Origin of the sequence: Rhodobacter sp. SY28-1, assembly GCF_005222785.1 — a bacterium.
Classification (GTDB): Bacteria; Pseudomonadota; Alphaproteobacteria; order Rhodobacterales; family Rhodobacteraceae; genus Tabrizicola.
This window is the reverse complement of sequence record NZ_STGH01000001.1, coordinates 1,069,494-1,094,886: the sequence shown is the minus strand read 5'-3', so window position 1 is coordinate 1,094,886 and position 25,393 is coordinate 1,069,494. Positions and strand designations below refer to the sequence as shown.

Below are 25,393 nucleotides of genomic sequence, written 5' to 3'. Positions count from 1 at the left end.
GCTCAGGCCCCCATCGGCGACACGCGCCAGTCGTTGTCGTAGACGTTGATCTTCGCGGGCGGGAAGGCCGCGCGGGGGTCGGCGGGGACGGTCTGCCCCTCGGCCAGGATCGCGTTCAGGGGCTGACCGGCGAGTTCGGCCCGGACGATGCGGTGGCGGCCCACGTCCTCGACCCGTTTGACGGTTACCGGAAGGCCTTCGTCCGAGATCGTGACGTAGTCGGGCCGGATGCCGATCTGGGTGCGGCCTGTGGTGGCCCCATAAGTCGCACCCAGAGGCAGCGAGACGCCCCCCAACCGCGCCTCACTTCCCGAAACTTCGGCGTCCAGAAGGTTCATCCCCGGCGAGCCGATGAAGTAGCCGACGAAGGTGTGGGCGGGCGTCTCGAACAGTTCCTCGGGCGTGCCCATCTGCACCACGCGGCCGTCGTACATGACCACGACCTTCTGCGCGAAGGTCAGCGCCTCGGTCTGGTCGTGGGTCACGTAGATCATCGTGTGCCCGAACTCGCGGTGCAGGTCCTTGAGCTGGGTGCGCAGCTCCCACTTCATGTGGGGGTCGATGACGGTCAGCGGCTCGTCGAAAAGGATTGCGTTCACGTCCTCGCGCACCATGCCGCGACCAAGGCTGATCTTCTGCTTGGCGTCCGCGGTCAGGCCACGGGCCTTGCGGTTCAGGTCGGCTTCCATCCCGATCATCTGGGCGATCTGGCCCACGCGCTTGGCGATGTAGGCGGCATCCATGCCCCGGTTCCGCAAGGGGAACGCCAGGTTGTCGCGCACGGTCATCGTGTCGTAGACGACCGGGAACTGGAACACTTGGGCGATGTTGCGTTCTGTCGTCGCCGCATCGGTCACGTCGCGGTCGCCGAACAGGACGCGACCCTGCGACGGGCGCACCAACCCCGAGATGATGTTCAGAAGCGTGGTCTTGCCGCAGCCCGAGGCGCCAAGCAGCGCATAGGCCCCGCCGTCCTGCCAGACGTGGTCCATCTCCTTCAGCGCATAATCCGCATCCGAGGTCGGGTTCGGGTTGTAGCTGTGGGCGAGTTTTGAAAGCGTGATCCGGGACATGTCAGGCCGCCATCGCGTAGGGGGCGGGTGCTGCAAGGCGGCCCGTGCTGTCGAACAGGTAGACGTGGGCAGGGTCTACAAAGATCGAGGTCTGTGTCCCCGCCGTCAGCGGATGCACCCCGTGGATCAGGCCCACCCAGCGGTCGTCACCATGCGTGAGGTGCACAAAGGTCTCCGATCCGGTGATTTCGGTCGCGCCGAGGGTGCAGCGGAATTCGACGGCGTCACCGGAGTGGCGGTTCAGCGTGACGTGGTTCGCGCGGAAGCCTGCGGTGTAGGTGCCATCGACCAGATCGCGGGTCGGGCCTTCGGCGGCAGCATGGGCGCTGTCGCCGAATGTCAGGCGCCCGGCTTCCTTGCGGACGGCAACAAAGTTCATCGGTGGGTCCGAGAAGACGCGGGCCGTGGTCGCATCCTCGGGCAGCCGGTAGACACTGGGCGTCGGGCCGAACTGGGTGACGCGGCCTTCCCAAAGTGTCGCCGTGTTGCCACCCAGAAGCAGCGCCTCCTCCGGCTCGGTGGTCGCATAGACGAAGATCGCGCCCGAGGCCTCGAAGATACGGGGGATTTCGATGCGCAACTCCTCGCGCAGCTTGTAGTCGAGGTTGGCAAGGGGTTCGTCCAGAAGCACCAGCCCCGCGCCTTTGACCAGCGCGCGGGCCAGGGCGCAGCGCTGCTGCTGGCCGCCCGAAAGCTCCAGCGGCTTGCGGGTCAGCATCGGGGTCAGGCGCAACATTTCGGCGGTCTGGCGGACGGCGCGGTCGATCTCGGCGCTGGCCTTGCCCATCAGGCGCAAGGGAGAGGCGATGTTTTCATAGACCGTCAGGCCCGGGTAGTTGATGAACTGCTGGTAGACCATGGCGACCTTGCGGTCCTGCACCTTGACGCCGGTCACGTCCTGGCTTTCCCACAGGATGCGACCCGCCTGCGGCTTGTCGAGCCCCGCCATCAGGCGCATCAGGCTGGTCTTGCCCGACAGGGTGGGGCCCAGAAGCACGTTCATCGTGCCATTCTGCAGCGTCAGGTTGGTAGGATGGATATGCACCCTGCCCCCGACCGACCGCGAGACCCCCTGAAGTTCCAGCGTCATTCCGTTCCCCCTATTCCGCCGCCGGGCGCGTGGCCCGGGCGGCGTCCGCCATGAAGCGGTCGAGCGTTTCGATCTGATTGGCCGTCATCCGCAGACCAAGCTTGGACCGCCGCCAGACGACATCGGCCGCCGATCCGGCGAACTCATGTGACATGAGCCAGCGCACCTCGGCCTCGGTCAAAGTGGCCCCGAAATCCTGGCCCAGGGCATCGGGCGTTGTGGCATTGCCCAGAATCCGCTCCGCTTCGGTCCCGTAGGCCCGGATCAGGCGGGCGGCCCAGTAGTCGGTCAGGAACGGATGATTGGACTTGAGCCTTGCCGTCAGTGCAGCCACCCCGTCATGCGGGAAATCGCCGCCTGGAAGCGCCACGCGGGCGGTCCAGGCGGCAGTCGCCTTCGGGAAGAAAGGCATCAGTCTGGCCAGCGCCGATTCCGCAAGACGGCGGTAGGTGGTGATCTTGCCGCCGAAGACGTTCAGCAGCGGCGCGCCGTTCTGGTCGAGGCTGAGGACATAGTCGCGCGTGGCCGCCGTGGCCGACTTGGCACCATCGTTATACAAGGGCCGGACCCCGGAATAGGTCCAGACCACATCGTCCCTGGTCACGGGCTTGGCGAAATACTGCGACGCGAAGGAAAGGAGGTAGTCCCGCTCTTCATCCGTGCAGTGCGCATCCTTCGGCGCACCCTTGTGGTCCTTGTCGGTGGTGCCGATCAGGGTGAAGTCCTGTTCATACGGAATGGCAAAGATGATGCGGCCGTCAGACCCTTGAAAGAAATAGCAGCGGTCGTGGTCGAAGAGCCGTTTCGTCACGATGTGGCTGCCGCGGACAAGGCGGACACCCTCGGACGAATTGATGCGGGCGACGTTGCGGATCACGTCCTCGACCCAGGGCCCGCCAGCGTTCACCAGCGCCCGGGCCATGTGCTGTGCGGTCCCGTGCGGGCCTTCGGTGGTGACGTGCCACAACCCGTCGCGGCGTTCGGCGGATGTGACACGGGTCCGGGTCAGGATCCGCGCGCCCCGCTGGGCGGCGTCCCGCGCGTTCAGCGCAACAAGGCGCGAATCCTCGACCCAGCAGTCGGAATATTCGAAGGCCTTGCGGAATTTCGGTTGCAGGGGCTTGCCGGCCGGATCGCGGGTCAGGTCCAGCGTGCGCGTCGCGGGCAGGATCTTGCGGCCGCCCATCGTGTCATACAGGAACAGGCCCAGCCGGATCAGCCAGTCGGGCCGCCGCCCCTTGGCCCAGGGCATGACCCAACCCAGCAGCCTCGCCGTTGGCGTATCGTTGTCAAAGCGCATGTCGGGCGACAACGGCAGCACGAAGCGCATCGGCCAGCTGATATGCGGCATGGCGACAAGCAGTGTCTCGCGCTCCTCCAGAGCCTCGCGGACCAGGCGGAACTCGAAATACTCCAGATAGCGCAGGCCGCCGTGGAACAGCTTGGTGGACGCCGAGGAGGTGCCTTGCGCCAGGTCGCCCTGTTCGGCAAGCGTGACGGACAGGCCACGCCCGGTGGCGTCGCGGGCAATGCCGCAACCGTTGATGCCACCACCGATGATGAAGAGGTCACTGACCCCTGCGTTGCCGTCCGTCACGTCGGGTTCCTCCCCCGGCGCAAAGCTGCGACGATTGTCACCGCCTCGTCAACGGGATTTTTTCGTTTGCGCGCGCTTTTTGGCAAAGCGAACATACTCGCGCAATGCCCTAAGGTCATTTCTGCAGGTGCGCAATGATCTTGCTGCATTCGCAAACAAACGAAACCGAACGCGTGATTGCAGAAATCCGCTGACAGAGGGGGATCAGCATGGCAGAAGACGCGGGAAGGCAGGGCGAAGGGGGCCGCAGGTGGCGCTGAATTTCCGGCAGACCGAGATCCTGGAACTGGCCCGGGCCGAGGGCCGGGTGATGGTCGAGGACCTGGCGCAGCGGTTCGACGTGACGCTGCAGACGATTCGCCGGGACCTGGCCGACCTGGCCGACGCGGGGCATCTGGACCGGGTGCACGGTGGGGCGATGCTGCGCACCGGGGTGGCCAATATCGGCTATGAAGCGCGGCGCAAGATGAACGAGGGCGCGAAGGCTGCCATCGCCCGGGCCTGCGCGGCCTCGATCCCGGACAACTGCAGCCTGATCATGAACCTTGGCACCACGACCGAGGCGGTGGCGCGGGAACTGCTGACTCATCGCAACATCACGGTCATTACCAACAATATGAACGTGGCAAATATCCTGGTCGCGAACCCCGGCTGCGAAATCGTCGTCGCGGGGGGTGCGCTGCGGCGGACGGACGGGGGGCTGGTGGGGGAGCTGACCACCCAGTTCTTCGAGCAGTTCAAGGTCGATTACGCGGTGATCGGCGTGTCGGCGCTGGACCGGGACGGCGACCTTCTCGACTTCGACCTGGCCGAAGTGCGGGTGTCGAAGGCGATCATCCACCAGTCGCGCAAAGTGCATCTGGTGGCCGACCATTCCAAGATCGACCGCTCAGCCCCCGCGCGGCTGGCGTCCTTGTCCGAGATCACCGCCCTGTTCACCGACCAGCCCCTGCCCGAAGAGCTGATGCGCAAGTGCCAGGACTGGGGGACGGAAGTGCAGGTGGCGGGGTAAGGGGACTAGGTGGCCAGCAGCGGCGCCATCCTTCGGGCGAAGCGGTCGGAGGCGAGCCAGGTCCGCAGCGTCTCGAAGGCCCGCCGGGCCAGGCGTTCGCGCAGGGGCGCGTCTGCCAGCAGGCGGTGCAGGATCTCGGGGAAATCGGACAGGTCCCAGGCCACCGGGGCATAGGTTTCCCAGGGGATGAAGATGTCGGGGTCGGTCACGATATGGCTCATGTCCGGCTTGACCAGGACCGCGCCGGTCAGCACGGCTTCGTAGTCGCGCCAGCAGACCTCACCATAGCCGAAGGGGCTGAGACAGACTTTGGAATTGCACAGCTCGGCCAGGAACTGCGCAGGATGCACGCCAGCCCCGCGCAGGACGCGAACGCCTTTCAGAGCGCCGACGGCGGCATCCGCCTCGGCCCGCATGGCGCGATACCAGGGAGTTCCGCTCAGTTCGAACCGCGCATGCAGGTCGAGTTCGCGCGGACCGGCCGGGGGCGGCTTGCCCAGAAGCCGTGGCAGCACCGTGGGCGCCGTCGCGAAGGAGGGGCCGACGACCAGCTTGTCCAGAAACCCGGAGGGGATGTCGAACTGCCGCTGCGGCTCATCCAGGTTCAGCCTGCGGGCATAATGGTCGCTGAGGTTCGTATCCCCCAGCGTGGGCTTGCCGTAGCGGTCCAGGTCGCGCAGGACGTGCTTTTTTATGTAAAGGTCGATCCTGTCATTCATCCGGCTCGCATTGCGCAGGTCGGTGGGCGCGAACCAGTCAAGGCAGGCAACCCGCGCCCCCGGATGGTCAGAGGCGATCCGGGCGAACAGCCGGTCCAGATCGTGGTCCGACACATCATAATGGGTCTGGAACGCCACCACTGTCGCGCCTTTCGCCACGACGGGACGGCCAGAGAGAAAGTCGCCCAGATCTGCCTCGCGCAGTTCGGCGCCATAGAGACGACGCAGGTCGGCGGCATAGTGGTGGAAGGGATAGATCTGGCTTTGCGGCAGGCGCTCGCCTTGCGTGACCAGGAGAAGCCGGGAGGCGGCACCCCGCGAAAACGGCCTGGACATCGCCCGCATACGCAGCCACTCCGCCCGGCGGCGGTGCAGGTATTTGCGGACCCAGATGATCTGCGCTTCAAGCGGTAAAGACATCACTCACTACTCCTTGGCCCTTGGGCGCCGCGCCGCTGAGCCGTTCCTCCAGGGCAAGCAGACGACGCGCCTCGGAGGCGGACATGGATGCGACGAACGCGGCGTGCAGCCGGTAGATATCGGCCGGCGCCCGGCGCAGGGGCTGGCTGGTCACCGCCTGTTTCATGGCAGCGATGGCGCGGTCCGGTTGGGCCATCGCTGACACGCGCAGACCGTCCAGAAGGTTCGCCACCCGCGCCCAGCGCAGGCGCGGCAGGGGCTGGCTGCGGAAGCCCGATTCATAGGGGATGTCGGCGAAGTCCGGGTAGGCCTGCGCGATGGCGTCGTCGTGCAGTCTTTGGTCCCGGGTGACAGAGAAGGGTAGCGACAGGCCAAGTTCGACAAACTCGGGCGACAGGAACGGGCAGGCGACCATCGCGGCGCCGCCGAGAATGCCGGTGGAGACGAACGAGATTTCGCGCCGGGTGCGGTTCCAGAACCAGAAGGCCTGATAGGGGTCGGGGGCGGCCTCGAAGGCGCGGATGGCATCGGAGATGCGGGCGATGGCGGCCTCTTCAAGGTCGGGCGAATAGATCGCCCCTGCCCCGCCGGTATGGCCCGAGCCGCTGATGACGCGGCCATGCCCGGCTGCCAGGTTGCGGGCGATGCCGTCGAAATCCCCCTTGCGGGCGCGGGTGAAGAAATCCGCGGCATCATCGTCCGGGTTGGTCAGGATGTCCCCGCCGATCCCGTCCAGCGTGGCCATGCCGTGGGTGCCGCCCAGGAAATCGTGCATCGGCATCATCTGGGCATGTTCGTCGGCGCAAAGCTGGGTCAAGAGAAGCGCGCGCAAGGCGTTCCGCAGCCGGGGTCGGGGATGTCCCAGGAGAGCGTGGCGCACCCCGGCCCGGGACGCCAGCGCCCGCGCGGCCTGCACTTCGCGGTCAAGGTAGCGGCCGCCCTGATGGAAGGTCGCCACGGTGTCGGGCTTGCGGCCCTGATGGCAAAGCTCGAGCAGGATGTGCCGCGAATCCCGTCCGCCGGACAGGGGCAGGGCAATCGGCCCATCCCAGGACGCAAGGAACCGGCGGATCGCCATGCGCGGAAGTTCGATGAAGCCTTCGACCGCCTGTGCCCGGCTGAGGCTTTGTTCGCGCGGGACAGGCAGGCTGCCGGTCACCGTGGCCATGCCGTCCTTCCAGACCAGCCGTCCCGCCGGAGGCAGGACCTTGATGTGGCGAAACGGGGTGCCCTCGCCCAGGAAATGGCCGATCCGGTGGAAGACGGCGAGCGCCACGGGATCGGGTTCCGGGTCGGTGCCCAGGGCCAGAAGCTGCAGGATCGACGGCGACACCGCGATCTCGGGTCCCTTGCAGTAGACGAACAGGCTGAAGTAGCCCAAGGGGTCGACTTCGGCCTGCAGGGTGGTCCCATCCCAGGACCAGCTGCCGTAAAGGCCAAGCGATGAATCCGGTGGATCGCTGCGATGCCCGATGAAGGCTTGCGCAGCGCCGGTCGCGGTGACCTGGCCACCCTGAAAGCGCAGATGCAGGACAGGCGCATTTGCGGCCAAGGGAGGGACCGGGGAATGGCGCAAGGCAGCGCGCTCCGCAGGGATGCGGTCAAGAGGGACGAAACTGTGCGTCAATGTTGTGTCCCTGGCGAGGGGCGGTAAAAACCGGAAGCGCGTGCGACAGCGGGCATGGCTTTTGAACTTCCCTTGCAAAATCAATAGCAAACGTGTCGCCAAAATCGGCGGTTCGGCAGGTTCCTGAATTTTCCGTCAGTAGGGGTGGAAAAGTTTCACCCGAGACCGCCAGTGGATCAAGCGTTTTGTGCACAACCGAACGCTGAAAGTCAGAGCCTTCGCCCAGCATCCGGCAACCGCAAGTCGAACACGTTGCCTTCGCACTCTGGACGATTCGGTTCAGCCCTGCCCCAGCCGTCTGGCCGCAAGCCAGCTGGCCAGCGCCATGACCCCGGCGGTGGCGAGGCAAAGCGGCAGGCCCCCGGTCTGATAGCTGAGGCCGGAGAGCAGCGTTCCGACAAGCCGCCCGGCAGCATTGGCCATGTAGTAGAAACCGACATCGCGGGTGATCCGGTCTGCCGATCCGAAGGCGAGGATCAGGTAGGAATGGACCGAGGAATTGACCGCGAAGACAAGGCCGAAGACGAGAAGGCCCGCGATCAGCGTGGCCGTCAGCCAGGGGGCGGGTCCGCCAGCCGCCCAGGCCGCGCCCGCCAGCAGGAAGGGGATCGGCACCAATAGCCCGGCCCAGAGGATTGCCTTGCGGACGGTTTCGGCCTCGGGTTGATCCTTGGCCCCCAGCAGGCGTGGGGCGATGGCCTGCACCGCGCCATAGGCGATGATCCACAGCGCCAGAAAGCCGCCGATCAGGAAGAAGGCCTCGCGGCGGCCCTCGGCTGTGCCGTCGGAAAGGACCGCCTGGAAATAGACCGGGATGCCGACGACGAACCAGACGTCGCGCGCACCAAAGAGGAACAGGCGGGCCAGGCTGAGCCGGTTGACGCGCGGGTCCTGCGACCGCCAGCCGCCCCAAGCCTCATCCGCCTTCATCCGCCCGGGCAGGCCTGCGGGCAGGAACAGGGCCACGGCGAGCAGGATCACGGCAAGCACGGCCGCCATACCCCAGACCGCCGCCTGAAACCCCGCCACAGCCAGAAGCGCCGCGCCGAGGAAGAAGCCCAGGCCCTTAACGGCATTCTTCGACCCCGTCAGCAGCGCGACCCAGCGGAAGAGCCCCCCGGTCTCGGTCGGGGCCAGAAGCTTGACCGCGGATTTGGAGGACATCTTGGCCAGATCCTTGGCCACGCCCGAGACACCCTGCACCACCATCACGAAGGCGACAGAGGCGGCGATGCTCCACGCCGGATCAAGCTGGGCAAGCGCCAGCAGGGCTGCGATCTGCAACGCAAGCCCGCCATAAAGCGTTGCCGCCAGGCCAAAGCGCGCGGCCAGCCAGCCGGCAGCGAGGTTGGTCACGATCCCGGCGACCTCATACAGCAGGAACAGCCAGGCCAGTTGCACCGGCGTGAAGCCCAGCGCGTTGAAGTGCAAAAGCACCAGCATCCGCAGCGCGCCGTCGGACAGCATGAAGGCCCAGTAGGCCGCCGTCACTGCCGCATAGGCCCGCAGCGGATTGGGCGGTGGGGCGGCTGGGCTCGCGGCGTTCGTCACAGCGATCCTGCGACCATCCGCGCAATGTCGGCAAGGCGGCAGGAATAGCCCCACTCGTTGTCATACCAGGCGTAGACCTTCACCTGCGTGCCGTTGATAACCATGGTGGACTGTGCGTCGATGATCGCCGAGCGCGGATCGTTGGTGAAGTCGCAGGACACCAGCGGACGCGCCTCGTACCCCAGGATCCCCTTCAGCGGGCTCTCTGCCGCGGCCTTGAAGAGGGCATTCACCTCCTCGGCCGTCGTCGCCCTTTCCACCTCGAACACGCAATCGGTCAGCGAGGCATTCAGAAGCGGCACCCGCACGGCATGGCCGTTCAGCCGACCCTTCAGCTCGGGGTAGATCAGCGTGATGGCCGTGGCCGAGCCGGTCGTGGTCGGGATCAGGTTCATCAGGGCTGACCGGGCGCGGCGCATGTCCTTGGCCGGGCGGTCCACGATGGTCTGGGTGTTGGTCACATCATGGATCGTGGTGATCGACCCATGCCGGATGCCCAGGCTTTCGTGGATCACCTTCACCACGGGGGCGAGGCAGTTCGTGGTGCAGGAGGCAGCGGTGACCAGGGTCTGCGAGCCGTCGTAAAGCTGGTGGTTCACCCCGTAGACCAGGTTCAATGCCCCGCCATCCTTGACCGGCGCGCTGACCACGACCTTCTTCACCCCGGCGGCGTAGTAGGGTGCCACTTTCGCCGCCGTCTTGAAGACGCCCGTGCAGTCGATGACCAGATCGACGCCAAGCTCTGCCAGTGGCAGGGCCTCGATGGTCTTCTCATGCGTCAGGCGGATAGTCTGGCCGTTCAACACCAGCTTGCCCGGCTCATGTGCAACCGGCGTGCGCCAGCGACCGTGGACCGAGTCGAACTCCATCAACAGGGCGTGCTGTTCGGCATCGCCTTGCGCGTCGTTCAACAGCACGATCTCGCCCCCGGCGCCGCTGTCGATCAGGTCGCGCAGGACAAGCTTTCCGATGCGGCCAAGGCCGTTCAGGGCAATGCGGGTCATCTGGTCAGGCCTTTGCCTTGGAGTCGGCGCCGATGGCATCGACACGGGATTGCAGGGAAAGGCGGTTCAGGCTTTCGAACGGCAGCTCGACAAAGGCCGCGATCCGGCGACGCAAGGCCGCGTAGGTCTGGGCGAAGACCAGCGCCTTTTCCGCATCGGTGCCCGAGGCCTTGACCGGGTCGGGCAGGCCCCAGTGGCCGGTGATCGGCTGGCCGGGCCAGGGCGGGCAGTCCTCGGCCGCGGCGGTGTCGCAGACGGTGAAGACGAAATCCATCACGATGGCGCCGGGCCTCTGGAACTCCGAGATATGCTTGGAGCGCAGGCCGGATGTGTCGTGGCCGTTCCGCTTCAGGATTTCCAGCGCGAAGGGGTTCAGCTGGCTGCCGGGGTTGTAGCCGGCCGAAAAGGCCTGGAACTTGCCGCGGCCCAGATCGCGCAACAGTGCCTCGGCAAAGATCGACCGGGCCGAGTTGCCCGAGCAGATGAAGAGCACGTCGAAGTCGGTGTCGGGGATGGTCCGGTCCATGTGGGGGATGTCCTTCGGGGCGGAGAGGAGGGAGGCAAGGAGGTCGGGCCGGGCCCGGCCAACGTCGAGGGCGAGGTAGCCGATCAATCCTTCGGTCCTGTCGAGATCGACGGCGTAATAGAGCGACCTGCCTGCCCGCGTGACCTGGACGAGGCCAGACGCGGTAAGGTCAGCCAGATGATGTGACAGGGTGTTCGGTTTCAGGCCCAAAGCCTCGGCGATCTCGGTCGGGCGCACGCCTTGGGGCGCAAACCGCATCAGCAGGCGGAAGACCGCCAGCCGGTCAGGGTGGCCGAGGGTGGCAAAGGCATGGGTAGCGTGATTAATTTCCATATTTCCTGAATAATGGAAATATGCCTGGGCGTCCAATGAAGGTTTTATGACAGACTGGCGACGGAACGCGACCGCCAACGGGCGCTGTCCGGTCGTTGATGTTCAGTAAGGAGGGTTGGTGGAGCAGAGGACCGCCATTCCGCTTTTGCATCCCGCAACAGACCGCTGCACCACGCCAACCAAAAGCCACGATAATTCAGATACTTCATGCATCAACTTGTTTCAGTGCGTTGCATCCCGGCGCTTCAAGTGATAATCTTTTAGGTGGGTAAGATGGAGGCTATCGCTTGCCGCGCGTTGCGAAGGAACTCGGGCCGCTGGACGTGAAGCGGGCGACTCATGCAGGGGGCAAGGGTAACACCATGCTCCCGGTCGGGGGCGTTGCCGGTCTCTACCTGCAAATCACCCCCAAGGGGGGAAAGACATGGATCCTTCGGGCCGCGATGGCTGGACGGCGGGCCGAGATTGGCCTTGGCGGCTTTCCGACCGTGACACTGGCCCAGGCCCGCGACAAGGCGAGGGAAGCCCGCGACAAAATTGAGCGCGGCGTTGACCCGATGGCAGAGCGGAAGGCGGCTAGAGAAGCTCTGGCCGCCGCGACAAGCAAGGGGCTGACCTTTGCCGAGGCGGCGAACAAATACCTCGAAGCAAAGCTGGACGCCTACCGGAACGAAAAGCACCGCAACCAGTGGCGCGCGACTCTTGAGCAACTCGCTTTCCCGGTTCTCGGAAAGCTGGCCGTCTCGCAGATAACTGTTCAAGACGTGCTGCTAGTTCTGCACCCGATCTGGACCGACCGCACAGAGACCGCTTCCCGCCTTCGGGGGCGGATCGAAAGCGTCTTGTCCTGGGCAACTGTCGCCGGGCACCGGACGGGCGACAACCCCGCCCGCTGGGCGGGCAATCTCAAGGAACTGTTGCCCGCACCGTCGAAGGTGAAAGCGAAGGGCAATCAACCGGCGCTCAGCCTAGACGACGCCCCTCGATGGTTTAGCGCCATTCGGCAGCGGGAAGGCTTCGGGCCGAGAGCTTTGGAGTTTGCCGCCCTGACTGCCGCCCGCTCCGGGGAAGTGCGCGGCGCGATCTGGTCAGAAATCGACCTGGACCGCACCCTTTGGATTGTTCCAGCTGAGCGCATGAAAATGGGTAAGGAACATCGCGTCCCGCTGACCGACCCTGCGCTGGCGCTTCTGAAGGCCCTGCCGAAACTGGACGGGACCGATCTGGTCTTTCCGTCCAGTAGAGGCGGGCAACTGTCTGACATGACCCTTTCCGCGACTATGCGGCGCTTACATGAGGCCGACATTTTAGCGGATGGGCCGGGATTTTTGGACCGCGTGAGCAAGCGCCCTGCCGTGCCACATGGCCTCCGCAGCACGTTCCGCGACTGGGTTGCCGAGCGAACCGACTTTCCCGGCGATTTGGCCGAGGTTGCACTGGCCCACAAAGTTGGAAATGCCGTGGAAGCTGCCTATCGGCGGGGAGACATGGTTGAGAAGCGCCGCACAATGATGTCAGCTTGGGCGAATTTCTTGAAGGGCAACGATGCCAAGTCTGCAACAGTGTTTAGCCAGAAGAGTGGGTCGTGAACAGCTTCGAAATCGTCCGCGAACTGTTACTTCGATTTGCCGAGGTGGATCGAAGTACTGCTGATGCGAAGACACTTCTGCTAGTAAACCGGTTCTCTCTCGTGATTTTTTCCTCGGGCATTCACAAGGATCGACGCAGCCTTCGACCAGATTTACTTGAAGCTGACCTGGAAGCGATCCGAAAACAGATCCAGGAACTCGTTAACGCTATCTCCGATCTTGATCCATGGGTGGTGCAGATCGTTCGGCTAGAAGGTCACGTGGCAAGACGTGTAGCAGCCGGTGTTTCCGAAGATGTGGCACGACGCGAACTCCTGGATATTGATACAACCAAGGACGAGTGGATCGATAGCGCGGCTATCTCACTGCTGACGGGTCTGAAGGATGCTCTGAAAGAACCGATCCAGAGGCTTATCCACGAGGGCCGCTCGTTTCCGTCCGGCAAAGGGAGAAAGCCTGATCTAGTCGCTCGGAAAGTTGCTTACTATGCTGGCTTGGCCATCTGTAGGATTGGCCAATCCAGACCAACCTATCGCAAAGGTAGCACTAAGTTCGCGAAGTTCTGCGAAGCTCTTTTCGACGAGTTTTCAATATCTTCTGACTGCAGAAGAGCCTGTGAGTGGGCGTTGTCAGAAATGCAGAAAAGCGGCGAATTTTGACACTTAGACAAGTTGCCTAGAGGTCAGCATTTTGCGCCCCATCGTAACCGATGGGGCGCACGACAATGACAGTACTCTACGTCTCGGACATTCAGCTTGCTTCCCGCTACGGCGTGCACCGTGCCACGATCTGGCGCTGGACAAGAACTGACTCCGACTTCCCTAAACCGATGAAGCTCTCGCAACAGTGCTCGCGTTGGAAGCTGAGCGAGATTGAGGCTTGGGAAGCCGGCCGTCCGGTGTCCAAATGATGATGGATATTTCCAGGATCCGCCTCGACGGCGGGACTCAATCCCGAGTGAAGATCAATGAGATAACGGTGTCTGAGTACGTCGAAGCCATGTCTGATGAAAACAACGTCTTCCCTCCCGTTGTCGTCTACCACGACGGAACAGACTACTGGCTGGCCGACGGGTTCCATCGCCTCGCTGCATGGGCACGGATCGGCAAAAGCAAAATCCCGGCTGATTTCCGCAAAGGGGACCAGCGTCGCGCGATCCTGCATTCCTTGAAGGCGAATACGACGCACGGCCTCCGCCGTAGCAACGAAGACAAGCGCCACTCGGTGATGATGCTTCTCGAGGACCCTGAATGGTCCCAATGGCCGCAAGCCAAGATCGCTGAAGCCTGCGTGGTCAGCCGTGAGTTCGTCAACCGCGTGAGCAAAGAGATGTCCGCATCTTGTGATCGGTCACAAGATGCGATCCGGACCGTCGATCGGTCTGGCAAAACCTATCAGCAGAATACGACGAAGATAGGGAAAGCCAGATCGGAGGTCAGTGCAGACGCGCTGCCTGAGCAGCAGGACATCCTTGAAGAAGCTTCTGCGCCGCGCGCCGATCAAGGCTCTGACCCATTCGGATCCGCGGTGGAAGATGCCCGCAACGCGCTGGCGCAAATGACCCGCGATATGCTGATTGATACAGTGATTGGGCTAAGGGTCGACCTTGCCGAGGCAAGGGCCACCATCGAGGGCCTGCGGAGCAAGAACGTCAACCTCGCTACTCAGCTCGAGGCAGCACTCGCAGGCGATGCCGTTACCGTGTTGGCGGGGCTACATGCTCAACTGGAGCCAGCTGACGTCCCGAAATCCCACGAGCCCGAGGAACACGAAAGCTTCGGGAACCAGGACTGCGTGCCGAACGAGCAGGTCGAGGACATCTGGAATACGGAGGCCCCTTTTTGACGATGATCGACGACCTTCGCGCTCAGATTTGCGAATTCATTCCACTCGGCCTGGAACGCAAGCTCATCCGGGGCGGGATAGCATGCGCCCATTTCGCTTGGGCGCGGGCGAACAACAACGCGCTTCTTCAAAAGGCACGGGCGGAGTTCTCCTGGTCTGAGCGAATGGCGATAACCGCCCTCGCCGCTGACAGTATCCGTCGCGTCGATACAAAGCTATGTGGGTCAATCAGCGCCATCGCCATCAATGCGCCAGGTCAGCTTTTGCGCGACTTGAACGCTGGGGCATCCTGCGCCCGGCGGTCGGGTAGGGTCGGAGCTATGCCGTCCCTCGGCGAGCAATTCAACGACTGGCACCAACATGAGGGCCTGCGGGCTGCCGCGGTGCATTTACGGGAGGCGACACGCCGCTGAGGATAGGCCGTCCCCGTAGGCCTGCAAAACACGGGGTTGTCTGCGGAATGGGCATTCACGGGTTGGCCGGGGCCGCAGATGCAAGGATCAACCGGGGAACGGGCCAGGATCCAGGGGCAGCTATTCCGCATCTCGCGGTCTCTCCATGCCCCAAGGCCCCGCTGCCACCATCAGGGCGGCGAACATGGGAGAGCGGACCGTGCCGATGGAAAGGCAGGTCTGGCCTAAGCGGCGGGCGGTTCCGAGGAGCAGGTCAAGATCGCGGTGGTCAGGGTGGGAGGTGGGGTTCGATCCCCAGCCACAGTAACCCGCCTTCTGACCATCACAACGAGCTCACCAAAGAGCAGATATAGGGTTTCGTTAGTTAAGGTAAAGATAAGCAACTGATCGGACGCGAATTTTGCCATTCGCACTAGCCTAGAAAAGCTCAACTACCGAGACGATCCGAGAGCAGGATTCCGCTCCTAAACGCGCACAACGACTGAAAACCAGCAGAGGCCTTTCTCATGGCGCACCGCTCCTCCACTCCACCACCGCCGCCCACTCTGGATGCGACGACCGCGTCGCATCTGACACCAGCGGGATCTGTCCAACGCCCGACCCGTCAGATTGCCAACACCGCCGGTCTCTCGATTGGCGAGATGGCGCAATGCATCCCGTCACCAGAGGAGCTGCGCGTGATGTTCGGGATGAGAACAGCCCACGCCGCCAATCTCATGGCAAGCACGGCAGTGTTGGGGCTCGGCGAACGCAACATCAACTTCCTCGACCTTCTGCTCGCGATGGGTGCGGAACTCGAGCCACAGGACGCGATCGAGGCGATGCTGGTGACCCAGATCGGCCTTGCCCATGTCGGGGTGATGACCGCCATGGGCAGGATGACCGATGCCACGAACGATCAGGTACGCGAAAGCTATAGCCGGATCGCCGCGCGGATGAACCAGGGCTTCCTCAACCAGCTCGACGCCCTTCGGCGCCATCGCGCTCGCAGCAGCCCTGCGGTCAGCGTCGGGCAAGTGACGATCAATGAAGGTGGGCAGGCGATCGTCGGGACGGTTCACACCAAGGCATGTCATGAAAAGTGACGTTGACCCCATGCAAAGCGCACACGCGTCCCCGAGGTGCACAGCGAAATCGAAACGCAGCGGCGATCCGTGCCGGGCTCCGGCAGTGAAGGGATGGTCGGTCTGCCGGATGCATGGCGCCCACGGAGGCTCACAAGGGGACACGGCGCATCCGAATTATCGACATGGGCTCAGGAGCCTGGGCTTCTGCAAGTTGCGGAAGCTATCGATGCGACTCTTGACACCACCTGGCGACTCGGCCTGACAAAGCGGTCTCTTCAGACGATTGGGAACCAGTCTTCATTACCAGTACCACCGCGAGTAATCGGGCGGCGACACGGTCGCGCCATTCGACGAGATCGGCGGCAGTAGTCATCTTGCAAAGGCGGCATACGGTTGCTCCGAGCGTGCTGATGATGCTACGGTTAGAACGGCGACAAATACTGGAACGGAAGCTAAGGGCGGAAAGCGGACGTTCGATGCGCCGCTCTTATATGGCAGATGGCGCTTGGGGTTCTGCTTCTTGCAGATGACAAGCCAGACGCTGCCCGAGGTCGCACGATGAGCCTCGAGCCAGGCGCGCTGATGCGCCCGGCTCGTGACCTAGATCCAAAGAAAGTCGCTGCCCGCCGCTATCAAGCCCGCCCCTCGAACCAGGCGAAGAGATCGTCGGCACGCGCCACCAGATCGGCATGGGTCATGCGACGGGTCAAGCCGCTGGCCGAGATGCCCGCTCCATAGGGGTTCACCTTCTCATGGAGAGCGTTGATCCCGTAGCTGAGACAATGCGCCAAGAGCGCCAAACGGCTGCCCTGGTCGAGCACGCTCAGATAATCCCAGAGCGCGGCATCATCGCCGAGAGGCAGATCGGCTTCCCAGGCTGCGTAACGCTCATCGACCAGCTTGGCCACGACGCTATCCTTCAGATCGGGCGCCTGCGCTGACATGTAGACCTGACGCACCGAGGCTTCGAGACAGCTGCCCGTAGCAGAGGAGGTGCGGAAGGTATCCGTCACCAGCTTCAGAAGCAGCAGCGTCAGCGCCACGTCCGGGGAACGCCCGATGGCCTCGCGCAGCGCGAGGGTCCGATGGGCGGTCAGTTCCATGACCAGCCGCTCGGGCAGCGGCTTCAGTGTGCCGTCGTCCGCATCGTCGGTTTGATCAGCACTGATCGGCTGACCACCCGAGGTGACGATGGTGCCGCCAGCGGAGGTCGCTGACGGGTGCCAGCTGGAAACACTGCCATCACCCCCCTGCCCCATGGCATCCACGCCATCGCCATCCTGGACCGCGGTCTCCTCGCGCGGCTCGTCCTCGGGCCGGACATAGCCGCGATAGACCGCAAGGCTGCCATCCCGATCCAGCGTGACGAAGACACCCGCGCGCGCAACCTCGGCCGGGTCGTGGATCAACGGCCGCTGCTCGAGCGCTTCCATCGCCGTCACGAGCTGACCGAGCCGGGCATCGATCTTCTCAGGGTATTCGTCCTGATCGGAGAACTCCTCCTCCAGCGCACGGTACTCGGCGAGGAGCGAAGCGTGGGCGGCGCTTTCCTCGTCGCTCAGCGGCGCACGATCACCGGCCAGACGCCGCAGACCGTGGCTGTAACCATAGGGCAGGTCGGTCGCCACCTCGATCCACTTCCAGCCCTCGGAGACCAGAGCCTCGGCTTCGGCCTGTAGCTTCTCGGCCACCAGACGGTCCAGAAGCGCAGGGTCCTCGAGCCAGCCACCGTCGTCGCCTTGGAAGAGATCGCGCAGCACAGCGCAGCCCGCCGCCTCAAAGGCATCGATGCCGACGAAAACCGCGCGACGATCCGAGGCCCGAACCGAGGTCTCGGTCAGCATGCGGCGGATGGCGTAGGGCTCCTTGTTCCAGGAGTTCTTCACCGCATCCCAGACCTGCACCTGACGCGCATGATCCGGGTTCACCGTGAACGCCATCAGCTGTTCGAGCGTCATACCAGCCTCGGCATAGGCCTCGAGCAGGGCAGGGGCCACGGAGGCAAGCTTCAGGCGCTGCTTGACGATCTGCGGCGTGACGAAGAATGCGGCCGCAATCGCTTCCTCGCCCTGACCTTTCTCGCGCAAAGCTTGAAAGGCGCGGAACTGGGCGAGCGGATGCAAGGCAACGCGCTGCATATTCTCCGCGAGCGAGTCGTCCTCGGCCAGGATCTCCGACGCAGCATCCCGTACGATGCAGGGGATTGGCGCGGTTTTCGCCAGCCGCTTCTGCTTCACAAGCAGCGACAGCGCCTGGAAGCGACGGCCACCGGCCGGGATCTCGAACGTACCGGTCTCGACACCATCGGCATCAAGCACGGGCCGCACGCTCAACCCCTGCAGGAGCTCGCGACGCGCGATGTCTTCGGCCAGTTCCTCAACCGAGACCCCCGCCTTGATGCGCCGCCCATTGGACTAGCTCAACACGAGCTTGTTGAAGGGGATGTCCCGCGAGGGGGACAGGTCGACGTTCTGGGCAACTTTCGCCATCAGATCGTCTCCACGACGGGCGCCGGAAGCCACTCTCCCGATCTCACTTCCCGTCACGCCTCAAACCCCCATCCTTTCCCTCTCTTGTCCCGTGATCGGGAGACGCTGCTCTGAACATAGTCCCACATTGCGCCGGGACATCAGCGCCAGGAACATCGCCCACCAAAGAACTCGTCGGCTGCCGCTTTGGATTGAAGCGCGCTGAAGTAGCCAGACTGCCAGCCAATCACAGTCGAGCAGCCCGTCACCGCTGTAATGGATCAGACTTTTACGACGGGTGCAGGCGGCACTCTGCCTCCCCAAAGCAGATGAAGCAGTCGTTGAATGTCAGCGAGTTTCTTGGATGCCGGCTGCAGTTGGTCTTGGGAATTGTGATCCTCGACAGCGTTGCCCTCAGGACGAACGCAGGATCACCAGGTTCTCTTCGACCGCTGCGGCTACCTCAGTGTAATGCTGCGTCCGACGGGCGGGATCGCCACCCGAACGGATGATGATCAACTCGGTCTCTTCGACAACCATTGCAGCCTCGACCGCTGCTGCTTCGGCAAAAGCCTCTTTCACCGGTCGCACTTGTGGCAGGCGTTTGGCTAATGGCTTGTGGCGTTCACGCGGACGGATGACCGGTGCACTCTCGTCCTCGTACTTGGTTACGATAGCGTCAAGCTTATCGGCCGCATCTATCATCGCCTTCTTGATCGGCAAGTAGTCGCCTCGGTCAGGCAAACGGTCCGCGACCTTCAGGTAGTAGATGCGAAGGCAATCTATGCGGTAGCGTAGCTCGATCCGGTCGTCGTCGCAGGTTTCGTTGGCACCCGCAATGATCTTGACGATCTCCTTGGTAACTCCCGTATTGATCGCTTCGCCGCTTGGACCGCCGTCATCGTTGTCGGGCGGGCATTCCGGTTCCTCAATCCCGCCACAGGACTGTGCCTGCGCCGGGTGCGCCGCAAGGAAAAGGCTGAGTCCTAGTACCAGGAAAGCGGTGAGCCACAGGGATTTCATCACTCAATCCTCCGATCCAAAAATGCCATATGCTGCAAGCACTGCGCGGCGGGTTCCGGGGCCGAAAGAGCCATCGACCGCACCGTCGTATAGACCCTTGTCGGCGAGGATCTGCTGCAATCCGGCCCAGGTCTCGCGCGGGAACTTGTCCGCGTTGCTCAGTAGTCCATCCAGCGCCAGTTCGCTGCCACCGCGCAATGCGCGGTATAGAAGGTCGGCTGCGTCAGTCGAATCCATGCCCGGGACAAGGCCGTTTGCGGCAAAGGATGCCACATTGAACATTGCCTCGGTATGGCCTTGGGCGGCGGCCTCCCGGAACAGCGCCAGCGCCTTGTCGCGGTCCTTGTCGAGGCCCAGCTCTCCGGTGAAGTGGAAATAGCCCATGTCGTTCAGCGCAGCCGGGATCTTCGCCAGGGCGGCTTCCTCATACAGCGCTCGGGCGCGCACCGGGTCGGGGTCGGCACCCAGGCCACCTTCCAGCACCTTGGCCAACCGGTACTTAGCATCCGGGTCCCCCGCGGCCACCGCCTTTTCCAGAAGCGCCAGCGCCTCTTCCGGGGCGTAGTCGGTGCTCTGCCGATCAAGCTTTGCAAGAGCCAGACCGACGAGCGACCGCGAGTCCCCGGCAGCTGCGGACTTCTCAAGCATGTCGCGCTCTGAAGCCACGACGCGCTGCCAGGCGGATGCCAGCTCCTCAAGCCCGGGTTCAGCCGAGCCAGTGGTATCGCTTGCGAGGTAGAAGGGTTCACTTGGCAGGGCGCCATAGGTCGTGGGCTCCTGCTGGTTTGCGGTTGCGGCCAGCACGTCGTCGCGCACTCGCCGGAAAAGCAGGCTGATTTCCAGCTCTGGCCTGACGATGTTCTCGCGCAGTGCTATGTTGAACGGGCTGTTCTGGCCTGTTCCGTCCAGCGCCACTGCGCCGTCCCGGGCCGCAAAGGCAACCAGGGTGCCCCGATCCGGCGAGGGAACGGCGAGACCGCCCTTGCCCGTGGTCAGACCTTTGGCCACCTCGGGGTCTCGCAGGTCGATGACATCGGGAAAGGGATTGTCCCGGCAACTGTCCAGAATCACGATCGACATCTTCCGCGCTCCGTCGACGGCGGCGAGCATCTGGTCCATCGTGACCGAGGCCGAGACGATGTCTTTTGCCTGTCGCACCTCTGCATCAACGGGGATCAGGAAAGTCGTCCCTTGTACCGAAACCCCGTGGCCGGCGTAATAGACCAAGGCGATGTCGGCCGTTTCGGCCTTGAAGGCGAAACTTTCCAGCGCGGCGAGCGTCTCTTCACGGGTGGCGTCCATCAGCACATCCACCTGGAAGCCGATTCCCTCCAGCGTCTTGGCCAGCGCCCGTGCATCGTTGACCGTATTCCGCAATGCCTGGATGTTCTGATAGCCGGCCATCCCCAGAACAAGGGCGACCCGGTCCTTGGCTCGCGTTTCGGACGCAGCCGGGAATGCCAGCAACGCTAGGAACAGCGGAAGGACCAACAGGCGGAAAAGCATGACGGAATCCGTTGCCGAAAAAGAGACGATACGTCAAAGGCTACGCCCAATCGGCGATCACAGAAACGAAAAAAACGCAATTGCGCATCGAAACCGACCAGCAACCGGTTGGGACGACTGAATCTTGGCCAGAGGAGCCTTCGTCGCCCATTCGTGTTTGACGTCGCCGGCAGCCGGACGCGCCTGCCGAAACACTCCTTCACCAAGGGTCCTGACCGCGGGCACGGTCACTACGACATGGAAAATATTGTCAAAGATGTTGCGGCCCGCATCCCCGCTGAAAACTCGGCCCGGTGTCCGGCTCACAAGCGCCGACATGGTGCCTCCGACCCCGCGTCCAGCACACGCACTACGGGACATGACACTGCGGCACTGCGGGCGTAAGATCGGGCTCGTTGGCGCAAGATGGTTTCGCAATGAAGACTTTGGCCGCAATCCCGATGCTCGTCCGGCAACACGCCGAGGATGCCGCCTTTCTGTTTGTTCAGCGCGGTCGCGCCTTCCACGGCCAGTCCTGGGACGAGATGCAGCTTGGCCGCACCGATCAGCGGATCGCCGGCAACATTGCGGGGCTGGTCGCGGCTGGCAAGACCGGGCTGGAGATCGCAGCGGAATATGCCGAGACGGTTGGCGGCGCGGGAGAGGTCTTCGCGCTTGCGGTCACCGCCTTCGCGCAAGGTTCGGCTGTGGAGTTCACGCTAGCCGCCGGGTTGGGCAGTCCGGCTGGCCGCAAGGGCCTTTCCGGCGCTCTGGCCTGGACCGAACCGCGGGTCATCGGGCCGCAGGTCCGGCGCTGGCTCGAGTCTGGGGAAGAGGGGCTGCGGTTCCTTGGGCTGGTGGCGTTGTCGCATCACCGGAGCGACCCAGGGGCGATGTTGGCCGGGTTCCTGACCGATCCGGCGCCCGAGGTTCGGTCCCGTGCGGCCCGGCTGGCCTTCGAACTGGGGCGGGTAGACCTGGCGGGGCATATGTTGGACCTTGCCGCGGGGGACCTCTGGTCACTCCTTGCACTTGCGCGCTTCGGCAAGGGGGCTGGGCCACTCTACGACCACGCCACGATGGCCGAGGCGCCGGTGGCAGAGCTTGCGCTGGACACCGCGCTGATCGCCGCGCCCGACCAGGCGCGGGAGCGTCTGGGGGCGATGCTGCGCCAGCCTACGACCCGGGCGCTGGCCCTGTCGCGGGCCGGGGTGACGGGGGACCTGTCGGTGGCGGGCTGGCTCTGGCAGCAGCTGGATCAGGAGGCTGACGTCGACGCGGCACAGTTCGCACTCTTCGATATATACCCGCTGGACCCGGACCTTTGCGGCGACCTCGCGCAGCGGCCTGTGTCGCTCGATGTCTGGCTGAAAGCGCACGCCAACGACCCGCCGCATCTTTCCCTGCGACGCAAACGACTGGACGTGTTGCGCGCTGGATTCCGTGACCGCGCAACACCCCTTCCGGACTGGCGCAGGACCCGCGCCTATCCCGCCTGGAGCTGAGCCGCCGCGGCCGTGGTCCGCAACATCGCCGCAGAGCGCAGGCCGTCGTCCGAGGCGATTTCGGCCATCGCCACTCTCCCCGGTGCATAGCCATTCGCAAAGGCATCGCGGGCCACTACCAGCGTGAGTGCTGCCGAGGCGCTGCCAGTCTCGCCCACGGACATCGCAGGCATCGCGGTAGGGGTGCGCTCGCGTCGGGTTCGGTAAAAGCGCGCGCAGGTGATCATCGATTCCCAGGCGCCATAGCGTTCGCCATTGCCGTTCGAAAGGACGAAATCCACGAAAGGCTCGCCATCCGCTTCGCCTTTCCGGCTGGCCTCGCGCAGCGCGGACAGCATGGCGCGGCCCTGGCTGAAACCTTCGGAGAAGACCGAGTTCACTTCGCGCGCCGAGGCGACGGAGAGGATTGCGCAGGTCGGTCGCTGCTTGCCAGGCGCGCGGGGCGACAGCACCACTGCGGCGGCACCTTCGCCGGGGATCAGGCCCTGCGAGTTGCTGCCGCCAGCCAGCCGGTTTGCACCCATCAGCCTGGCAAGGTCGGTCGGGTTCACCAGGCTGTCGACGCCGGCCAGGATCACCCTGTCCACGGCCCCCTGCGCCAGAAGAGCGCTTGCCTGCGCCAGAAGGCCCAGCCCTGCGGCAGCACCACCATCAACCACGCGGGAGGAATGGTGAAAAGTGATTTCACACGCGGCAAAGATGCCGTCCAGAAGCGCTGGGGGCGCAACGTTTTCGTAGGCCGGATGGTTACGGTGGCTTTCCGGCGGCGTCAGGAAAAGTGCCGTACGCTCCATCGGGACAGGATCGGCCTCTGCAGCGTCCTGTACCGCCTCGCGGATCGCGCGGGCGGCAAGGTTGATCAGCCACTGCCCCGCATCACGCTTCAGCCGCCAGTTCGCCGGAACCCGCGCTACGGTCTGTTCTGCGCCAAACGGCTCGGACAGCGTCTCCAATGAAAATCCGGTCACCCCGGCGCGGATCGCGGCACAGGTCTGCGACGCGGTCAGGCCCGCCGCTGTGACCGCACCTGCGCCGGTGATGTAGAGTGGAAGGGTCAGCTGGCCCACACCGGCACCTCGCGCAGGGTCCCGTCGCCACCAAGCGGGTTGATGTATTCCTTGTACTTGCGCCGCGCGTTCAGGAAGACGGGCGAGACGTGGCCGACAAGTATCTCGCGCAGCTTGGGGGCGTTGCGGCGGGTGATGAAGCTCATCCGGGCCTTCAGAGTGATCCGGCGGAGGTCAGGCTCGATCAGCACGGTGTCAGGCTGGAACGCCACCTCCTCGACCCCTTGATCGCGGAACAGACGGACGGGTGCGGCCAGCGAAGGGATGCGAAAGTCCCAGCGACCCTCCGGCGTCAGGTTGATCAGCGTGGCAGAGGCCCCGGGGCGGATCGAGGCCGATTGCTGGTCCGACGGAGCGACCTGGTCGTGGCGCGGGTCGTAGTCGCGGGGCGGCAGCGGCCACTGGGTGTCGAGCCAGACCTGGTCATAGGTCCCCGCGAAAGCCAGGCGCGGCTGCCAGCCCCGGCCGATGCTGGAAAAGCCCACCGGCTCGGGCTGGTCGTCGCGTGTGGTGGCGACCTCGTGGGGCCGAGTAATGTTCGGTGCGTCGCCGCGGGCAGAGGGGTCAGCCGAGCGGGCGCCGCTGAAGCCGATTCCCACCGGATTGCGCGGATCGCGGTTCCCGTCCTGCGCCGTGCCTCCAAAGGCACGCTCCCAGGTCAGGGGCATGGTGACGAAGGGCTGCGGCGCGCTGAAGGCTCCGAGGTGATGCACCCGGTCGCCCGTGACCTGCAGCACCTTCCGGACCTCCCCGATCTGGAGGCCCACCATCACCTGCTCCGCAGGCCCACCACCGGGCGCATGGGCCGAACCGTTCACGATCACCTCGGGCAGCGGCTTCACTGGCGCGATATCGGCGTCATAGCGGATCGAGGACAGGACCGGATCGCCCCAGGGGATGTCGGCATAGGTCACAGGCAGCTGGTCATCCGCGAGCCCGACCTTGCCCTCGGCGTCGGCGGTAAAACTGGCCGAAAGCATCACCACAAGCCGCTCCTGCCCCTCGGACGTGAGCTGGACATGGGTCTGCACGTCGAAGGGAGTGCGGTTGTCGATGACGGTGTCGTAGCTCATTCAACACCAGTTCCCGTTTTCGTCGAGCCCGATGGGCCAGTAGGGCATGCAGGCGATCAGGCGCACGAGCTCAGTTTCGCCTGCGTCGATGAGCCATAGGAGGAGAATTTCTTCGGGATAGGCCAACCCGAACGCTGCGGAGCTTGGATCAGTATCGCTGCAAAGCAGCCAATAGGACCTGACGACCCAGACGACATTCGGATGCGCTGCCGGACCTGCCAAGCGCGTGTCGAACGCCTCTTTCAGCGCCTCATCGCGGGATAGGCCGAGGGCTTCCTGTGCCTCAACAGTTCCTTCCCACCAGGCGGATGCTACGTCGCCAGCAAGTCGTAAGTCATTCCGGTATCCAGCGAAAAGCTCGCGGAGCCGCGCTGGGGCTGCGTACTCCTTCAGCCCTGCCCGTCTGCCGCTGCGCGGGAGGATGTCGCTCGGCTGGACCATGAGTCGGGCAATTCCATTCTCCATTGGAAAGAGCGTAAGAAGCGGCATCAGACAGGCTCCTCATCAGGCTGCATCCCAATCGGTACGAAGCAAAGGCCGTTGACCAAGTCTTCGAGCTCCGGTGCCTCGTCCAAAATACTGAAGATGAGCCAGTCGGCTTGGTCTTCGACGGCAAAATCGTCTGCATCGTCCTCCTCACCCCAAAGTTCTTCATCTGGTGTTTGAGGGTCGTCGCCAGTCGATCTCTCGATGGCCGCATTGTTGACCGCTTCGATCTGGAAATAGTACTTCCGGAAAACCGCCAAAACGCGCGGATGACCCGAATAGCCCGTCGGCCAACGCTTCCAGGCGGCATCGCCGTACACGGCGACCACTCCGCTCCACCAGTCCTCCAAGTAGGGAAGCAAAGCCTTCATCTCGGCGATGTAGCGAGATTGGATGGTTTCGACGCTGTCGGTCATGCTG

Annotated in this window: 22 protein-coding genes and 1 pseudogene; 8 read left to right on the top strand and 15 right to left on the bottom strand. The window is 64.0% G+C overall.

All coding sequences use genetic code 11. The features are described 5' to 3' along the window. Positions 1 to 2: 2 nt before the first annotated feature. The 3 genes from E8M84_RS05295 to glpD are packed head-to-tail and all read right to left on the bottom strand — an operon-like array spanning position 3 to position 3,760. Positions 3 to 1,073, bottom strand: a complete 1,071-nt coding sequence (locus E8M84_RS05295) for an ABC transporter ATP-binding protein (RefSeq protein WP_137110110.1) — start codon at positions 1,071 to 1,073, stop codon at positions 3 to 5. Between the two features lies 1 nt (position 1,074). Continuing rightward, positions 1,075 to 2,163, bottom strand: coding sequence for an ABC transporter ATP-binding protein (locus tag E8M84_RS05290; protein WP_137110109.1), 1,089 nt, complete (start codon positions 2,161 to 2,163; stop codon positions 1,075 to 1,077). Positions 2,164 to 2,173: 10 nt separating this feature from the next. Then, positions 2,174 to 3,760 carry a glycerol-3-phosphate dehydrogenase gene (glpD, locus tag E8M84_RS05285; RefSeq protein ID WP_137110108.1) on the bottom strand — a complete coding sequence of 529 codons (1,587 nt, stop codon included), beginning with the start codon at positions 3,758 to 3,760 and terminating at the stop codon, positions 2,174 to 2,176. Between the two features lie 250 nt (positions 3,761 to 4,010). On the opposite strand from glpD, the gene E8M84_RS05280 reads away from it, so the two are divergent. Next, the gene (locus tag E8M84_RS05280) at positions 4,011 to 4,772 is read left to right on the top strand and encodes a DeoR/GlpR family DNA-binding transcription regulator (RefSeq protein WP_137110107.1); all 762 of its coding nucleotides are present in this window, start codon (positions 4,011 to 4,013) and stop codon (positions 4,770 to 4,772) included. Positions 4,773 to 4,777: 5 nt separating this feature from the next. Here E8M84_RS05280 and E8M84_RS05275 read toward each other — a convergent pair whose 3' ends face one another. From E8M84_RS05275 to E8M84_RS05255, 5 genes are all read right to left on the bottom strand, one after another. Beyond that, entirely contained in the window at positions 4,778 to 5,911 is a 1,134-nt protein-coding gene (locus tag E8M84_RS05275; RefSeq protein WP_137110106.1) for a glycosyltransferase, read from the bottom strand. Further along, on the bottom strand, positions 5,895 to 7,487 hold the full coding sequence (locus tag E8M84_RS05270; protein WP_137110105.1) for a hypothetical protein: 1,593 nt from the start codon (positions 7,485 to 7,487) through the stop codon (positions 5,895 to 5,897). Before E8M84_RS05270 ends, E8M84_RS05275 begins: the two co-directional genes overlap by 17 nt. A gap of 330 nt (positions 7,488 to 7,817) precedes the next feature. Then, the gene (gene arsJ / locus E8M84_RS05265) at positions 7,818 to 9,089 is read right to left on the bottom strand and encodes an organoarsenical effux MFS transporter ArsJ (protein WP_276607105.1); all 1,272 of its coding nucleotides are present in this window, start codon (positions 9,087 to 9,089) and stop codon (positions 7,818 to 7,820) included. Next, entirely contained in the window at positions 9,086 to 10,093 is a 1,008-nt protein-coding gene (locus tag E8M84_RS05260; RefSeq protein WP_137110104.1) for an ArsJ-associated glyceraldehyde-3-phosphate dehydrogenase, read from the bottom strand. Before E8M84_RS05260 ends, arsJ begins: the two co-directional genes overlap by 4 nt. 4 nt (positions 10,094 to 10,097) lie before the next feature. Then, the gene (locus E8M84_RS05255) at positions 10,098 to 10,952 is read right to left on the bottom strand and encodes a metalloregulator ArsR/SmtB family transcription factor (protein ID WP_137110103.1); all 855 of its coding nucleotides are present in this window, start codon (positions 10,950 to 10,952) and stop codon (positions 10,098 to 10,100) included. Positions 10,953 to 11,239: 287 nt separating this feature from the next. Between E8M84_RS05255 and E8M84_RS05250 the strand changes: the two genes are divergently transcribed. The 6 genes from E8M84_RS05250 (at position 11,240) to E8M84_RS05225 (ending at position 15,884) form a co-directional block, all read left to right on the top strand. Beyond that, positions 11,240 to 12,541 (top strand): integrase arm-type DNA-binding domain-containing protein, encoded by a 1,302-nt coding sequence (locus tag E8M84_RS05250; RefSeq protein WP_240790287.1) that lies wholly within the window; start codon positions 11,240 to 11,242, stop codon positions 12,539 to 12,541. Then, complete coding sequence (locus tag E8M84_RS05245) at positions 12,538 to 13,200, top strand: hypothetical protein (protein WP_137110102.1); 663 nt, start codon at positions 12,538 to 12,540, stop codon at positions 13,198 to 13,200. The genes E8M84_RS05250 and E8M84_RS05245 overlap by 4 nt, the downstream gene beginning before the upstream one ends. 65 nt (positions 13,201 to 13,265) lie before the next feature. After that, positions 13,266 to 13,451: an AlpA family transcriptional regulator gene (locus E8M84_RS05240; RefSeq protein ID WP_137110101.1), complete on the top strand. Its 186-nt coding sequence runs from the start codon at positions 13,266 to 13,268 to the stop codon at positions 13,449 to 13,451. Further along, positions 13,448 to 14,386, top strand: a complete 939-nt coding sequence (locus tag E8M84_RS05235; RefSeq protein ID WP_137110100.1) for a ParB N-terminal domain-containing protein — start codon at positions 13,448 to 13,450, stop codon at positions 14,384 to 14,386. The genes E8M84_RS05240 and E8M84_RS05235 overlap by 4 nt, the downstream gene beginning before the upstream one ends. 2 nt (positions 14,387 to 14,388) lie before the next feature. Continuing rightward, the gene (locus E8M84_RS05230) at positions 14,389 to 14,799 is read left to right on the top strand and encodes a hypothetical protein (RefSeq protein ID WP_137110099.1); all 411 of its coding nucleotides are present in this window, start codon (positions 14,389 to 14,391) and stop codon (positions 14,797 to 14,799) included. A 506-nt stretch (positions 14,800 to 15,305) separates the two neighbouring features. Beyond that, positions 15,306 to 15,884 (top strand): hypothetical protein, encoded by a 579-nt coding sequence (locus E8M84_RS05225; protein WP_137110098.1) that lies wholly within the window; start codon positions 15,306 to 15,308, stop codon positions 15,882 to 15,884. Positions 15,885 to 16,525: 641 nt separating this feature from the next. On the opposite strand, the pseudogene E8M84_RS05220 reads toward E8M84_RS05225, so the two are convergent. From E8M84_RS05220 to E8M84_RS05210, 3 genes and pseudogenes are all read right to left on the bottom strand, one after another. Continuing rightward, positions 16,526 to 18,355: pseudogene (locus E8M84_RS05220) on the bottom strand (ParB/RepB/Spo0J family partition protein); the annotation flags it as partial. 393 nt (positions 18,356 to 18,748) lie between these two features. Beyond that, positions 18,749 to 19,360: a hypothetical protein gene (locus tag E8M84_RS05215; RefSeq protein ID WP_137110097.1), complete on the bottom strand. Its 612-nt coding sequence runs from the start codon at positions 19,358 to 19,360 to the stop codon at positions 18,749 to 18,751. Then, complete coding sequence (locus E8M84_RS05210) at positions 19,361 to 20,863, bottom strand: caspase family protein (RefSeq protein WP_137110096.1); 1,503 nt, start codon at positions 20,861 to 20,863, stop codon at positions 19,361 to 19,363. Between the two features lie 440 nt (positions 20,864 to 21,303). On the opposite strand from E8M84_RS05210, the gene E8M84_RS05205 reads away from it, so the two are divergent. Continuing rightward, on the top strand, positions 21,304 to 22,347 hold the full coding sequence (locus E8M84_RS05205; RefSeq protein ID WP_137110095.1) for a hypothetical protein: 1,044 nt from the start codon (positions 21,304 to 21,306) through the stop codon (positions 22,345 to 22,347). Here the strand turns inward: E8M84_RS05205 and E8M84_RS05200 are convergent. From E8M84_RS05200 to E8M84_RS05185, 4 genes are read right to left on the bottom strand one after another with little or no spacing between them, the layout of a single operon-like run. Beyond that, positions 22,329 to 23,414, bottom strand: coding sequence for a hypothetical protein (locus E8M84_RS05200; RefSeq protein WP_137110094.1), 1,086 nt, complete (start codon positions 23,412 to 23,414; stop codon positions 22,329 to 22,331). The genes E8M84_RS05205 and E8M84_RS05200 overlap by 19 nt on opposite strands. Then, on the bottom strand, positions 23,402 to 24,487 hold the full coding sequence (locus E8M84_RS05195) for a DUF2169 domain-containing protein (protein WP_137110093.1): 1,086 nt from the start codon (positions 24,485 to 24,487) through the stop codon (positions 23,402 to 23,404). Before E8M84_RS05195 ends, E8M84_RS05200 begins: the two co-directional genes overlap by 13 nt. Further along, on the bottom strand, positions 24,488 to 24,976 hold the full coding sequence (locus E8M84_RS05190) for a hypothetical protein (protein WP_137110092.1): 489 nt from the start codon (positions 24,974 to 24,976) through the stop codon (positions 24,488 to 24,490). After that, positions 24,976 to 25,389 carry a hypothetical protein gene (locus tag E8M84_RS05185; protein WP_137110091.1) on the bottom strand — a complete coding sequence of 138 codons (414 nt, stop codon included), beginning with the start codon at positions 25,387 to 25,389 and terminating at the stop codon, positions 24,976 to 24,978. Before E8M84_RS05185 ends, E8M84_RS05190 begins: the two co-directional genes overlap by 1 nt. Positions 25,390 to 25,393 lie beyond the last annotated feature (4 nt).